Source organism: Marinobacter sp. ST-43 (genome assembly GCF_030541085.1).
Lineage (GTDB): Bacteria > Pseudomonadota > Gammaproteobacteria > Pseudomonadales > Oleiphilaceae > Marinobacter > Marinobacter nauticus.
Genome location: NZ_JASSVO010000032.1, coordinates 1 through 15,041, shown reverse-complemented (window position 1 = coordinate 15,041; position 15,041 = coordinate 1). Strand labels below are relative to the sequence as shown.

The 15,041-nt window shown below is 50.8% G+C and carries 11 protein-coding genes; 5 read left to right on the top strand and 6 right to left on the bottom strand.

The window, feature by feature from the left end; all coding sequences use genetic code 11:
• Nucleotides 1-173 precede the first annotated feature (173 nt).
• On the bottom strand, nt 174-782 hold the full coding sequence (locus QPL98_RS18970; protein WP_303293814.1) for a TnsA endonuclease N-terminal domain-containing protein: 609 nt from the start codon (nt 780-782) through the stop codon (nt 174-176).
• Between the two features lie 255 nt (nt 783-1,037).
• Between QPL98_RS18970 and QPL98_RS18965 the strand changes: the two genes are divergently transcribed.
• On the top strand, nt 1,038-1,688 hold the full coding sequence (locus tag QPL98_RS18965) for a hypothetical protein (protein WP_303293813.1): 651 nt from the start codon (nt 1,038-1,040) through the stop codon (nt 1,686-1,688).
• Between the two features lie 211 nt (nt 1,689-1,899).
• Here QPL98_RS18965 and QPL98_RS18960 read toward each other — a convergent pair whose 3' ends face one another.
• From QPL98_RS18960 to QPL98_RS18945, 4 genes are all read right to left on the bottom strand, one after another.
• Nucleotides 1,900-2,376 (bottom strand): hypothetical protein, encoded by a 477-nt coding sequence (locus QPL98_RS18960; protein ID WP_303293812.1) that lies wholly within the window; start codon nt 2,374-2,376, stop codon nt 1,900-1,902.
• A gap of 86 nt (nt 2,377-2,462) precedes the next feature.
• Nucleotides 2,463-3,092 (bottom strand): hypothetical protein, encoded by a 630-nt coding sequence (locus QPL98_RS18955; protein ID WP_303293811.1) that lies wholly within the window; start codon nt 3,090-3,092, stop codon nt 2,463-2,465.
• A 212-nt stretch (nt 3,093-3,304) separates the two neighbouring features.
• Complete coding sequence (locus QPL98_RS18950; protein ID WP_303293810.1) at nt 3,305-4,285, bottom strand: hypothetical protein; 981 nt, start codon at nt 4,283-4,285, stop codon at nt 3,305-3,307.
• 96 nt (nt 4,286-4,381) lie between these two features.
• Nucleotides 4,382-4,972 carry a hypothetical protein gene (locus QPL98_RS18945; protein WP_303293809.1) on the bottom strand — a complete coding sequence of 197 codons (591 nt, stop codon included), beginning with the start codon at nt 4,970-4,972 and terminating at the stop codon, nt 4,382-4,384.
• 515 nt (nt 4,973-5,487) lie between these two features.
• Between QPL98_RS18945 and QPL98_RS18940 the strand changes: the two genes are divergently transcribed.
• From QPL98_RS18940 to QPL98_RS18925, 4 genes are read left to right on the top strand one after another with little or no spacing between them, the layout of a single operon-like run.
• Entirely contained in the window at nt 5,488-9,219 is a 3,732-nt protein-coding gene (locus QPL98_RS18940; protein WP_303293808.1) for an ATP-binding protein, read from the top strand.
• Nucleotides 9,209-9,847: a hypothetical protein gene (locus QPL98_RS18935; RefSeq protein WP_303293807.1), complete on the top strand. Its 639-nt coding sequence runs from the start codon at nt 9,209-9,211 to the stop codon at nt 9,845-9,847. The genes QPL98_RS18940 and QPL98_RS18935 overlap by 11 nt, the downstream gene beginning before the upstream one ends.
• Nucleotides 9,844-11,079 (top strand): hypothetical protein, encoded by a 1,236-nt coding sequence (locus tag QPL98_RS18930; protein ID WP_303293805.1) that lies wholly within the window; start codon nt 9,844-9,846, stop codon nt 11,077-11,079. Before QPL98_RS18935 ends, QPL98_RS18930 begins: the two co-directional genes overlap by 4 nt.
• On the top strand, nt 11,069-11,905 hold the full coding sequence (locus QPL98_RS18925) for a hypothetical protein (protein WP_303293804.1): 837 nt from the start codon (nt 11,069-11,071) through the stop codon (nt 11,903-11,905). Before QPL98_RS18930 ends, QPL98_RS18925 begins: the two co-directional genes overlap by 11 nt.
• A 302-nt stretch (nt 11,906-12,207) precedes the next feature.
• Here the strand turns inward: QPL98_RS18925 and QPL98_RS18920 are convergent, their stop codons facing one another.
• A complete protein-coding gene (locus tag QPL98_RS18920) occupies nt 12,208-14,877 on the bottom strand; it encodes a hypothetical protein (RefSeq protein ID WP_303293803.1) in 2,670 nt (889 codons plus the stop codon).
• Between the last annotated feature and the right edge of the window lie 164 nt (nt 14,878-15,041).

Genomic DNA, 15,041 nt, shown 5'->3' with positions numbered 1-15,041 from the left:
ATGGGGAAATCAGGCAGCCTGCCAGGGTGGCAGCTTTGCCGTGGAATCAGTGGCAGCTTTCGCGTGGAATGGGTGGCAGGCTTCGTCTGGAATCAGTGGCAACCTTGGTCTGGAATACGCAGATAGCATTAAACATAGTCGGATCCTTTCAAAGTGTTTTGGATGTGAGGCGGTTACCAGGTGAGGTCGAGTTGGGACCAGGGCTTCGTTAGATCGCACTGCAATAGGTGGTGTGCGACGGCGCGACGAATAAACGAATGATCGATGGTGAGATCGTCAAGCAGTCCGCGAAACTCTGTCATCGAGCCGGAGCGCCTGTCGGTTGCGTTGAGGAGCGTTTCGAATTCATCAATCGGCGAGGGCAAATCCAGTACCGGCGTCAAAAACCGGAGATTTTGAGCGCGGTGCCCTGGGCGAATGTCATCTTCTGTCAACACACGAAAAATTTGGCCTCGATTCCTAAAAAAACGGGTAAGCTCCTCGGCTTTGAGGCGAAACTCAGGCTTGTTTGCTGCGCTTCGGGTTTTCACCTCATCGACGTATTCGACTCCGCGCTCATGGACCAGAAAGTCTGGTGTATAGCGTCTTGGTCGACCCCCAAGTTGAAACTGGATCGAGAAAGGCTGGCTTTCGACAGAGTCGGCGGTTTTCTCAAACCGGATCAGATTCAGGTAGTCGAGCTCGAGAGTGCTTTCGAGTGCGTACACTCGACCGTAGTGGGCTGAGTAGGAGAGGTAAGACGACCGAATTGGTGATTGTTTGACGAGTTCACGTTGCTGCATTGGTTACTCCAGTTTTGTTTGTTCGGATATCAATCCATAGTTAAAAACAGAGGTAGCGCAAGTTCGTAACATTCTGTTTTTAAACGAATTTAATTTAGGTTATGGAATGTTGATACCCACCTGTTCAAAGGTAAGTAACTAAACAGCGGAGCAAAACCGGACAAAAAATTGGGGAAAATTCAAAAATTTTTGCCGAAAATCGAAAAAATTACATTTTGTTAATAATTTGCATGTGCATACAAAAAGGAAGGATGCATGGACTACTCGACGAGCAATGTGAGTACTGAAGAGATCGGACGTGTTGCGACGCACGAAGATGTGAAGAGCAGAGCGCTTTCAATAGTTAAGAAAAAGCTGGGTCATTTCCTTGGGAAAGCCGATGGTTCTGAAGTGCATCAAGTTGCAGAAGATGCTCTGAACGAAGTTACCTTGCGCCTGCTTAATGCGATCGATGGCGGAACGACCTCTTTAACAGTTGAAGAAGCTGCTGACGAAATCGGTGATCAGACGGGCGCGTTGGCTCACCCAATTGCACGTTACCTTCTGATAGGAGTAGCGAATTACTGCAATACGCGGCTCAAAAGGTGGTCATTGAACAATGATCAAGGCGAGACCGGTGCGCGGGCGAGGTACATCATTGATGCGGAATTGGCCGACGATTCGGATTACTGGGATCAACACCTGAGTCACACTGAGAGCTTGGCCTCGTTGGACGAGGAACGTGTCGATTCTTTGCTTTCGGCGAACGGCCTGTCGGGAGAGGACATCGTGTTGATCAAGCGCAAGCTCGAGGGCTGGAGTTTCGTCGACCTGGCGGCGCAACACGGTGGTACGGCAGACAAGTATCGACGCCGAATTAGGCGGGCCTTGGATAAAGCTGGAATCGATCCTAGTTTGCTTGGATAAGGGTGCCTTGGTGCCATGTCAACGGTTTGGGTGAAGGGTATCTCGTCAAGATAGAGGGAAACCGAGTGGATTTCATATGCATCAAGGCGATCCGCTGATTTCAAGCAACTTGAGTATAACTCGCTTTCTTGCTCTGAGACTCCGCAACCAGCAATGAATAGAATAAAAAACAGGTGTATTGGAAGTTTGGTGAGCATGTTTCTGGCTCTTACTAGTCTATGAAGTTACAGAATCGAAGAGCTGCCGAACTGCCAGCGAGGCTAACTGTAGCTTGTTCCTCGTCTGTAGGCTCATTAGCGAAGTTTTCTGGCGGAAGCTCTCTGTAAACATCCGCATGAATAGTTAAAGCATTCGCGTTGGCTAACTTTTCAAGAAGTCGGTTATTCAAAGACTGAATGTTAATTGATTCTCCGTCCATTTCAATTTTAAAGCTTTTTATATATTTTCCATAAATATGTGCCCAGACCGGGCTGCTCCTGTTGGAGGCATCTATCCTCAGAATTGCAAGTGTTGCTAAGGAACCTCCAATCAGAAACTCAACTGTTGGCCGACAGTGTCCGGACTCAGTTTTATACGAGACCCAATTTTTATAGGAGAAGCGCTCTTCAATATCTTTGGAAAAGATGATGTTGTCTGCTTTTGACTGTCCTGACGATAGAAGTAGCGCTATACTAAGTATTCTCCACATATTATAAGCCCTATGTTCACCCGTTGACGTTGAATTTTTCAGTTAGTCGAGTGGTGGGAAGTTTCCTGAATGCATAAATAATGCTATTATTTGTCGCCAAGAATATCTCCTAATTTTTCGCGCCAGTCATCATTGGCGAAAATGTTATTTTCTTGGTATATTTCTTTTGACCAAGATTCGGAAGTGTTTTTAATCCAATTTAAATCGTCAGATGTATTGTATTGAGAGTATGCGTTGAATAATAGGAGTCTTCCGACATTTACAATATTTGTGGTTAGCAAAACTACGTCTGGGGTAGAGGCTGTGTTTGAGTGTAAATTGTTATTTACTATGTCTAGGTAACCTATGGAATAATTGTTATCATAGAATACGCCGAGCGCACTGTAGTCTATTGCTCTTTTCTCTTTTAGCTCGTTGAGTAATTTGTTTCCATCATTTTTTGCTATGCGTTTTTTTAGTCTATCTCTTACTTCGCGAAATCTTTCGTAAGTGAGGTCTAGGTTGCCTGACTCGGGAGCGTGTACCGCATAGAACCTTGAAATGTCAGCAGCGCCATGCTTCATCAGTTCCGCAACATACTTGTCTTCTACGAATATGGAGACTGTATTAACACTCTCAGAAAAAATGCGTGATAGTCTCTGGAACTCTGTTGGACTCACACTCCTCAATGAGACGAAACCATTTGGTGCTGGTATGACGACCTTAATCCCGCCCATGCGAATTTCTTCAGTGCGGGAGCCGGCATTGACGGAAGTACAAAAGCACAAAACGAAAACAGCAAGCGTTCTTAGCATGATAATTTGCCAATCTATCAATGAAATCGAATGCTCGACCTTTTTACTACGAGCGTCGAAATACTCGCATGCCCTGAACCGATACCGCAAGGATGGATATTCGGGATTTCTTAATGGATTCCGATTTGGAAAACTCAATTACTCCTGACAAGGCTCTTCATATCGCTGCATTCTCCCCCTAAAGTTACATACTGTGAGGGTGCGTGCTCATTGAATAAAGCGGAACATTTCTGGGTTATCAGCGCACGAAAATATTCGCCCGAGGGGAGAGGCTTTGACTCCGAGACGAAAGCTCCTTCATCAAAGGTAAGTAGTTTATAAGAAATATTGGCAGCACTACCCCCGGGCCCATCTGACAAGATAAAGGTGACTAGGCCATTTTGGGGAGCAACCCAAGCTGCATACTTAATTGCATCGCCGTAATAGGCAGATCGGTCGTAATCGCACATGGTTGGAAACATTCGCTGACTGCCAGAGACGCCGACAGTTCCTTGATCTCTGGAAAGGACCCCCTCTGTTTCAAGGCATGAAAAACGCCAGCGAGTCTCCTGTGGAGACTCGTAGACTACCTTCCCTAGATGGTAGATTTTTCCTGATTCTGCATCTAAAGCGTAGCCCCTCGGTATATCGAGCGTTTTGATGATGGAAGTTTTGGGGCCAACTGGAGGAGCTTTGACAGCTTCTAGGCATGATTGAATAAATTCTAGACCTTCTCGAATTGGCTCAAAGGGGGTGTTTTTCGTAACTTCGCCGCTTCTTACCTCATTTCGAAGAAAATCCTCAATCCCATTTTGGATTTCTTCAACTGAAGATCCATCGGTGATCAGCTGCGCCATTCGGTTTCGATATTTATCTTCATATAGTCTTACGCCAAGAATGTTACAAACTGACGAAAGTCGTGCCATTTCGCGAAGTAGCTGATGAGCTTCGGGTAGAGCTAAGTCCCTTTCTGTCAGGGCTGACGTCAGCGCACCTCCTTCGATCATGCGTTTGAGTGCATTGGCCTCAAACTTACCATGATAATTTTGCTCTGCTTCGGATGTGATAAAAACATCATGGGCCCAAGCATCTGTGTTTAGTATCAGCAGGCAAGCTAAAATCATCAGAATTTTCAAAGCACTCTCCGACGTTTCGGTCAGTGTAACCATCCCCTAAAATCGGTACATCCGCAAGTGCTGATGCCTGTTGGGAAGTTCGGCAGTTACTAACGCTCAGAGTCCCGACGGATCGATAGTCGTCTTCGTTGGCCTAGTCGGAGATTTGAAACTGTATGTCAACATCAGTAAATACGTTGTCTCGTCGTCCCCATCAAAAATACCTTTTTCGTAGACACCGTTATCTACGGTGTCTGTTTCGCCACACGAGACTACGATAAATACAGGGGAGTGCGGTGGATCGATCACAGCTATGGAGGTTTCTAGCCCTTTGGACTCAAGCACTCGCCGATCTATTGTCCCTCCGTACTTATTGGACAAGAATTGGCTGAGATCTCCTAGTTTCGTCTGACATTGTTCCTTTCCATCGATGATTCCACGTGAAAAAATTTTAGTAACCCGACTGCTATTTTTTTCGACGGTCACTTGATAGCTATAAAACAGGTTATTCGGTTCCGGTGGATCAACGAAGACTTCGACGTAGCCGTCCGCTTTGTCACTTGAGCTAATTCCATCATCTACAATTGAAGGGGGCAAACGATCGCCTAGATTAATGCCAAACGCGCCCTTTATCGGCTGCTCGGCATGCGCTGGAATAGTTAGGAGTAACGATACTGCCGTCGCAAGAACTACTCTCGGAAATCCCATTCGTTTTGACTCCGATTCGAATATTACGGATGCTCGTAGGTATCATCGTAGAGTTTGGACTTATCCCCGTCCACTAGGCACTCCTAGCTTATGAATCGACCACCTGACGGAAGAGTTAGCAGAGTAACGCAAGAAAAAGTGATTCCGCTCTGAGTGTACCCGCCTGCCTACTGGACCTCCTCCGTTACTGCGGCCATGCTGATAAATAGGCTGATTGTCTCTAAAGGTGCGTGTTGGTCTATCGGCCTTAATGTCCGCTTTGCGACCTCAAATAGCTTCAGTTTTGCACCTTCGCCAATAAATCTGTGGCCCGCCGCATTCAGTTTTGGTGTGATCCTGACCCCGTATTAGGTCCAGCAAACCTGGTCCCTTTCCAGTGCGTTCAAATCACTTTCAACATTGATCTTTGATTAGTCTCAGCTTTGAGTATAGTCAGCTGGAGAGGTTCGGCTGACAACATGTTCAAAGCCCACTATCCTAGCCATCATTAACTCATAGAATGCAGGGAGCTCAATGTGAGTCAGCCAGCCGAAACCTTTGGGCTTGAGCAGATCGTTCTTCACCACTCGTACAAAAAAATGGCTGGCAAAACAGTCAGAATCCCCTGTCGCGAGCGGACTCATCTGTCTGGTGACAACGGCGCCGGCAAAACCACCATCCTGTCACTGATACCGGTGTTTTACGGGGAGGAGCCAGAGCGCCTTGTATCCAAGGCCGGAAACAAGGTCTCCTTCCTGGAGTTTTACCTTCCTTCACCGCAATCCATGATTGTATTCGAGTATACCCAGCAGGACGGCTTCTGTTGTGTGGTGGTCTACCGACACCGTTCCAATAAGCTGTGTTATCGATTCCTGCGAGGTGCGGTCGATGAAACCGTATTCTCCGAGAGCATGTCGGACAGGCTTCGGGAAGGTGCATCAGCGCAAGAAGTTATCGACCTGCTCAAAGACCAAAATGTTCGAGTTTCCCGGCAGATCCTGACCATCCAGGATTATCGGGCCATCATTCAGCGAGATCCGGATCTGATCCGTCGTAAGGGTGCAGACAGTCGATCACTGAAGGCCGAGGCTGGTGAATTTGGACTGGGCGGGCCACAAACCCAGATGCGATTCATCCACAAACTCGCCCATGTTGTGCTCAACAAGAACAATCTCATGGCCAACTTCAAGACCATGATTTGCGAGACGATGTTCCAGGACATTCATCTTAACTCCGCCCCCATACCGCTGGATGCGGAGAGCCTTGTCTCTGAAATTCGAAGCCTGAAGGCCTTCGCTCGGGAGACTGACAGGATCCGTCAGTGCCTCATTCAAAACAATGAGCGCCTGGCGCTGATGGATGAGGCGCTCCAGGTGAAGTTGGATATGCAGGCAACGCTCATCCGGGATCGAGAACGTCTGGAGTTGAAAGAGGCGGAGTTGCGCTCGCTCAACGAGAGGATCGAAGAGCGGGAGACCGAATTCCGGGATCAGCAGAATGACCGGATTCGTAAGATCGGCGAAGCCAGAACCAACATGGAGCAGCTGGAACAACGCCTCAACCAGCTACAAGAGAAGTACATCGAGTACCAGGACGCGGAACTCCCCGAACAGGTTGAAGCGCTCAAGACCCTGCCGGACGTCGAGAAAAGCCTTGCCGAAACGGAGCGCTATTACGAGATGATCACCAGTCAGATCGAGGAGTATGAGCGCAAGTATCAGGAGGATGTTGCCAAGCTGAAAGGCGATCATGCCGAGTGGTTGGCAAAGCTGAACGACGAAATCTCGAAGAAAAATTCCGAGCATGGGAAAACAGAAACCAAAAAAGCCGAGGCGCTCGGTCAGATTGAGCGCGACAAAAACAAAGAAGTTTTGGAAACCACCCAGGCTCGACAAAAGGGTCGTGAGAAACTGCTTGGCGACAAGTCCAAGCTTGAAGGCCGCATAGAAAACATCGGGTATCTGGAGACCGAGCAGAAGCTGATCGACGACGCTTCAGCTGAAATAGAACAAGCGGACGCCAAACATCAGTCCGCAGTTGATCGACAGACTGAGACCGATGAAGCTGAGCGAAAAGCCCGGATCGACCACGACGCTGAACTGACCAAATACTCTCAGGCGAAGACCCGCCTCGAAGAGAAGACTCGGGCTCGCGATGAGCTGGTTGAATCCCTGAATCCAGAACCGGACACCTGGCTGGCAGAGCTTCGCAGCCAGGATCCGGACTGGGGCAGCCGACTAGGCCGCATCATCGACCCTGATTTGTTGCAGCGCAAAGATCTGAACCCGAAACTGGCCGATGACCTAGCCAACTCGGATCTGGTCATGGGGTGGAGTCTGGAACTGGACGCCATCGATATTCCGGCCTTCGCGGACAGCGAAAGCCGGATCCGTGAGCGCATCGAGAGAGCGAACCGAGCTATTACGGTTGCAGTCGATCAGCTGGGTGAGGCAGAGCAGGCTGTAAAAAAGGCGGATCACCTTCATACCCAATGTCGGAATCACAACGATGACGCCAAAGTCCAGGTTCGCCAGAAAGCTCAGTTGCTCTCAACAAGACGTCGCCAGCTTAAAGAATTGAAGCACGACATCAAGAATGAACTTGAGAAGCGCAAAAAGCGTCTCGAGAGCGATCTGGCAAAAATCGAGGGTCAGATTGAACACCACAACGAAGAAACGGCGAACCTGCTTCGGGTTATTGAGGAACGATTCAGCGACGCTTACCTTGAATCCAAAAACCTCTGGGATGAACAGCTTCACGGTATCGAAGACCAAATCAAGGGACTTCGGGAGCGAGTGAGAGAGGGCGAAGAGAATCACAAGGACGATCTAAAGAAACGGCACAAAACCTTCCTGGAGGTTGTCTCGGAGGAGGGGCTGGATGCCGAGGAGGTCAGCAGCACCAAGAAGGCCGTTGATCAGTATGAAACGCGCATCAAGGAACTTAACGACTCCAAGCCCATCGTTGAAGAGTATGAGCGCTGGATGACCCAGGAGTGGAGCCAGCTGGAATCGCTAAACACTCGGTTTACAGATGCCAAGGGCCTGTATGATCGCCGTGTCGCAGAAGACAAGGACAAAGAAGCGGCGTTCAAAGCGACCATGAAGGAGTGGCGCGACAAGCACAAATCGCTCGATCAGGAAATCAACGCAATCAATACGGCCCTGAAGAACGCCGTCACTATCATGGACAAGATCCCCGAGGCTGGCCGAGGCATTGAAGGGCGGGAGAGCGACCTCAAAGTCCTGACCTCAACCCTGCAAGAGTATTTCAGCAAGTTGGTTGATCTAAAACGATCGGTCATGGCGTCCTACCGTAGCGCCCAACGTGTGCTCCAGAACTACCACGGGACCCAGATACACAAAACCTGGGACGAGATCATGCAGCATCGCCAGGCCATGATGCCCAATGATGATGAGTTCGACCCGGAGGCCCAGGCGCTCCGCCACGTTGAAGGATTAAGAATCCTTCTGGACAGCAATTTGCCCCAGCTGGAGTCGGCGGCGCGGGAACACTTCGCCAACGAAGCCGGGAAGCTCGTGGCCTACTTCGAAGGCTTGCAAAATTTGCACCGAAAGGTAAAGCAGGTGGGAGCGGTGCTGGATCGGCACATAAACACCAACCAGAAAATAGAATCCCTGGAAAACATCCGGATCGTTTTGACGCCAAAGATCCAGGACGAGATCAGCTGGGCGCCACTGAAGAACTTTTCCGAATCCTGGAAGGACTGGGCCCCGGTGAATCAGCGGGAACTGCCGAACGACGAAATTCTTGGGGGCTTCCAGTTGGTTCAGAACGACCTGCGTGAAGCGAAGATTGGTACTGACATCCGCTCCATGGTGGATCTGTACATTGCCCTGACCGAGGACGGCCGTGAGGGTTACATTCGTTCCGAGGTGGATTTCGAGGAAAGCAGCTCCCGGGGCCTAAGTTACCTGGCCATCATGGTCATCTTTATGGGGGTTACCCGATTCCTCTGTCCGGACGAACGGGTTCGCATCATTTGGCCGGTGGATGAACTGGCAACCCTGAGCAACAACAACGTGCCCAGACTCGCTGCCATGTTGGAGGAGGCCAACCTCACGATGATGTCAGCCTGTCCCGACATGAACCGGGCCCTCAGCCGGTTCTTCGACAACAAACTCTATATTCAGAAGGGCAAGATCATCGAATTTACAGATGATGAGACCATGGCCATGAATGTCCAGAAGCGCAGCGAACTGAAGCAGAAATTGGCGATGCCGGAGGAGATCTTTAGTGTCCAATAACCCAACCTTTGAGTCGGCCTATGCTCTGCTGATGAGCGGTGAAATTATCTGTGAGCACCGCTTCCCTCAGGAGTTCAACCTGCTACGTATGGAAGACCAGGTGCAGCGCATGGACTTCATGTTGGCGCCATTGAATCGGCGCATCCGAACCACTCAGGATAACGCCTCTTACCTGATGGCTTACATCGATCCCGGCGCCAGTAGTGCCAGATCGAACATCCGGGCTCAGTTCTCAAAGGTCATTAATCAGCTCGAGCCACTGGTAAAGTGGCTGCGTCTGGTAATGGATGTCTCTGGCTCTGAACGCCCGATTGTCCCGGGAGAGGTCATCTCTGAGTCCAAGATGCAGACCCACATTGAGCAGGTGCCGGCACTGGAAGCCAAACTCGAATCTCTGGTGAAGAGCGGGCTTTTTAGCTCCCGGCAATCGGACAGCAAGGGTCGCCTATCCTACGTCATGGGAAAGCTGGTCGACGAAGGCTATCTGACCCGCCTCGGGTCAGCTGGCAGCCAGTACCGGGCAACGGGAAAGTGGAGCTGGCTCTACGAAACCATGGACTTTGTTCGTGCGCATGAGGACCTGCCTGAGCCCGAGCAGCGGGGCGATCAGATGGAGTTTCTAGAGTGAGCAAGGGAAAGACGGGCAGTGCCAAATCGGCCCTGAAAGCCCTTGGCAGCTACAGCGAAGAAATTCTTAAGGCCTTTCTTCAGGCTAACGGCCGGATTGAGGATGTTCCAGAAAACGATGCCCTGATACAGGTGTTGCGAAAACACCGAATGATTTGGCGCTTAGATGATGCCGACAGTTATCAGATCCGAAATGTAGTCACGAGGCTGTTGGACCACATCACGGAAAGTCACCGGCGACACTCCGCCCATGAGCACATCGCCGGTCAATGGGTGTATCTCCAGGACCGGTTCGATGCATACCGGATTGCCATCAATAATGGTCTCGTCGAGGATCGGCGAAACCTGGAAGACGAAATCCCCGAGCGGATTTTGGAACTCATTGAAGACATTCGTCAGGCTGCCACTGGCTTTAACCAATATGTCACTAGTGAATTCGCTTATATCAACAACCTGGAATTACGCATTCGAGAAAACGATCGAGTCCTTCGTCGAGCCCATGCGTTAAACGTACTCTTTGATAGCTTCTCGATTACTGAGATGGCAGAACTCAGTATCGGAGAGCCCTTTCTTGAAAAGCTGCTTCAGAAGCATCTGCCAGGTGCCTTGGAGAAAAGTCGAAAGGATTTGGGGCATGCACTATTCCAGCTACGGAAACTGCTGAGCCGTTTGCAGGAAGAGCAAAAGATGGTGAGGCTTCTCAGCACATTTGAAGCTGTATACGCGAATAACCCGGGATTCATGCCAGATATTGAGGACGTCGATTTTTCACGGTGTCCGGATAGCATCAACGCTGCCGCCCCTTTCCTGATTGGTGGTTATGCCGACCTTCTTGACCCCGATGGTGAGAACGTCCTGTCGGATCTGGCCAATGGGCTGCGTAGGGATAAGAGCGAAGACCGGGCGCCGGATTCACCCCGGGTCCCCATCGATATGAGTCAGGAGCCTGATCGGGAGGTTATGCAACCAGACTCGATACAGGAGGCCATCAGTCAGTTGATCGTCATGGTGACTGAAGAGGGGATGTCGGTGGGTGCCAAACACGCCCGTACGGTCATGGATCTGGAGATCGACTTGCCCTCCTGGCTGCAAATGATAAGCACCGATGTCAGTGCGCTGCCAGAAGAGCTTAGGCGGGCCATCAAAATGGAGTACCGAGGTGTGCATGATGAGCGGTATCCGGACAACATGTACGTGAACGACGTCATATTGAGGCCTGTACATGCGTCGTGAACTGGAGGCCATCCATAAATTCCTGAGCTCGCGCCGGCAGGATGTGGCTGATAATTCCCTGTGGCGCCGGGTAACAGAACTGACCGAAACAGGGACAACCGTCGGCAAGCGGATTGAGTTTACGGCCCGAGATCTGGAACGACTTAGGCAGTTTGTGATCCGGGAGGCCGGTGTGGATCCTACTTTGGATGGGCTGCCCCGGGACCGGGCAACACAGGCCGATCGCACCAGCGATGAAAAATTGGCCCTTGGTGGCGTCTTTGAAACAATGGTCACGTTCACCCGCCCCACCGGCGGGGTTATCCCGGTGAGTGGAAACCCGTTTGTGCCCAGCGGTGCCTTCCTCAGTATACCGGCCCAAAACTTGTTGGATCGATGCGAAGTCTCAGAAACCGTGGTCGTCGTTGAAAATGGGCAGACGCTCATCAATTCCAGTCAAATCCGATGGCCTGAGGACATGAGCAACCCCATTGTTGTCTACAAGGGTCATGGATCTTCACAGAAGGCTCTTGTCAGTTGGCTCGTGACGCTGCCCCGAAAGCAGATCGTCGCCTACTTTGATTTCGACCCCGCCGGTATGATGATGGCTAGTCGTTACCCGGCCGGCGCCTGTTTGATACCAAAAGACTGGCAAGCACTCCGTCAAAACGAGGCCGGCAATAAGCTGAGGGAATTCCACCTACAATCCGTGTCAGCGAAACAACTGGAATCGGCCAATAACTTGCCCGCCGGCATTCGAAATCACATCCTTAAACACAGACTCTCTCTCACCCAAGAGTACCTGACGGCGAAAGGCTTCGAACTGATTCTTTGCCCGATCACGTAGGATCGGATTTGGCTACGTCGGGTGTTGAATAACCGCACTGTATGCTGTGTGGTGTTTTTGCTGTTGAGGATTGAGTTTCGGGCCTCCAGGTCAGATAGCCCTCAGGGGGGTAGGTTAAGCCTAGTATCCTTGACGGACTGTTTCCGGAAAGCTGGTAATGAAAGGGGCTTGCTGCACATTTGAACTGCAACGGGTGTTGGAATTGGTTGTAGATGTCTACATTGGTCGGTGATGCATACAAACCGAGGCATTCCATAGTTCGGAGCAGCGAATGTTTGAACGGAGTTGACGTTATCCTAGAGTCACTCAAACCGTTGTTCTCGTTCCTCGTCTTCCCGCTGTTCACGTTCTCTCTCGGATTCGATCCACTTAGACAGTTTCGCAGAAACTGATTTGGCAGCCTGAGAGATTTCCGGGCGCTCGTGTTCGACCAACCCACCAATGGCATCCGCTCGAGGTTGCATCACACTCACTCGGCTACCAGACCAAGATGATGGAGTGACACGCTGGGCGAATGCCTCCAGAATGGATTCTGGCTCAGGAGACGCCTCCAGGAACCTGATCGCTGACGCCAAAATGGTAACAACTCCCCCCTCATTTCCATTCTTTGCCCAAAGACTGATACCCGCCGCAATAGACGACCACACGCTGTTATCGTTTCTAGCACGACACCATTCAATCAAAACATCCGTATCGGTTTTGGCGAGAGGAGACTGACGCAAGCCTTCATCTTGGAGAAAGAGCAGTCGTCGATATTGTTCTTTTTCAGTGCCCTCGAAAATGCGATTAAGAAACGCCTCAGGCATCAATGCGATAGTCGTCGCGATAACACTTTCGAATGCATGAATGTAGCCATGGTGCTCATCAATAACCGCAACGATAGTGTCCAACCACTCCAGCTTTTCGGCCTCGTTCCCGCCAAAGCGCAACGCAGTACCGACGACGCGCTCCATGTCATAATCTATGGACCCGCCAGGGTCACTGTGATCTCTTTGGAGTCTTTGGATCGCTGCCTGTAGGCCGACCAGTCGAAGGGCCGAACCAAGCGCATCCACAGCGCCCTCTTTATCATGTAACTTCATGCTTAAAGCATCCAAAATCACGTCATCACCGGCCGGTTTACTTAGGAGTCGCTGAGCAAGATCAAGAACACGGCCTTCGGGCAAGTGAGCATACTCGTCCCGCCACAGGATTGGTCCATACATTCGCGGGTAAATAACTGGATCATCCAGAAGCGTCACACAGCGATCCAGGTCCGTTTCTGTGAACTCCCGCGAGGGGTGCAATCCGACCAATACGTTTCGGAGTTGATTGTGCTGTGCGCACTGGTCAAGCAGCTCCTGTGCTAGTGCTGGATCGACAGAGTCAACCTCTTCAATGAAGCCGCCAAAAACTGCAAAGTTCTTGTTGCCTTCAGGCTGCTGCTTCAATTGATTGACGAGTCGCTGCCAACTGACTCGCTGGTCATTTGCCCCCCTCGCTAAACCTCTCCCGAATGCGACGCGATAGGGCATCCAATCGTCGGAGAACAGATTGAGACCCAACTCGTCGAGTTCATGGTCTGATGCTGCAAAGTCCTCCCCCAAATGGAGCGCCTTGGCTTCAAGTCGTTTTTCAGCTTCGCGATACTTGTTCGCGTCCTCAGGATCAAAGTCAGCGTCTAGGGCCCAATAGTCGTGCCCCTTGCCGAGCACGTATGTCATTATTGTCGGAACCAAGTCATCGGGCTCCAAGTCTCTATCCAATCGAGCAAGGTTATCTGGCAGTGGCTCGAAATCATCCTTGTTTTTGCGCTTGGTGTGGTCGAAATAGATCGTCGATCGGACGGCTTTCCAGCCCTCGACCCAAGGCTGATGGGCATGTAACTTGCAAGCAGCATTGACGAGTTTGTCCCTCATCGCTTTGTGGTGCCATATCCCTCGAAACACATTCGCCAGGGTCTCCCGTGCTGGACCTTCAAGATCAGGATCGCCAGAGGTTCCCAATCGCACCGCAACATCGATAAAGGCACTGCGCCACTCGACGAGTTCATCGTGGCTGGGTCGGAATCCAAAGTCTCTTGGGCGCGCACCAAACTCATTCATCCCATATCCTGTCCACGGCGGTCCACCCAAGGCAGTTGAAAGCATCCGGAAGCCCAGCGACCTACGTCCAGCCAAGTCTGAAAAAAGGCATTCGTTCATAATCGCAATGCGCTGATCTAGAGAGGCATGTGTGCCAGATAAGTACGCTTGGAGAAATCTCGTTATCTTATTTCGAACCGGGTCGTAGTTGTTATCCTCATCTTCATAGTCCGCCACTCGGATTAGAAGCCGAATGCAGCGATCGAAGGCGCTCGCTTCGTATGCCAACAGCTGCAAAAGCCCGAGAATGGTTGTCCGCTGTAGACCGCGAGCTTCCATACCCTCGAAGTCAGGCGCGTTGAGCTCTGCTTCAATCCTTTCGAGCAATACTTCAGGCGCAACCGGGCCGATATAGTCCAGCATTCGTGCTGCCATACCTTCCAGCGTTAATATCCGTCCCAGCAGCCCATCTGGCTGGAGCCAAGCCTCAACGATCTCTTTCGCAACGGGGTGATCGTGCAACAGTCCCAGCCTGTGTGCGAACGACATAAGTAAGCGTTGACGGCCAGAGGCTTCAAAGGTCTCCCTAAGTTGATCAACGGGGATACTTTCAAGTGCTGATGCTGCCAGCTTGTTCGCAATGGCATGGGGCAGGATGGCTCGCCAATGCCCTCTTTTCTGCACGACATGGCGGTCCAGCAAGGTTTTCACGGATCGAAATAATTGAAGCTGGGAATGCCCCGAAATCGAACCCAACACTTCCAACTCGCTGTTACCGTCCTCAGGGGTTGAGACTGAGAACGAATATGCCAGAGACAGTATTTCAGCCTGCTCCCGCAGATTTTGGTCTGGATCTTTACGCTGCTCGAACAAGCGGTTAAATAATTGATCGTCAGAAAGCTGAGCCAATCCTTCGCCTTCCTCTACTCGCTCTGCGATTGCCAGGGATACCCTAGCCCGGATTTCTCATAGTGCTCCAACAACCTTCGCAGACCAAGCCTGGTAGTGCCAGATCCGAGTGGTCATGGTCGAAGTTGGCGATTATTTAGCCAGTTTCCGGCATTCAGGCACAA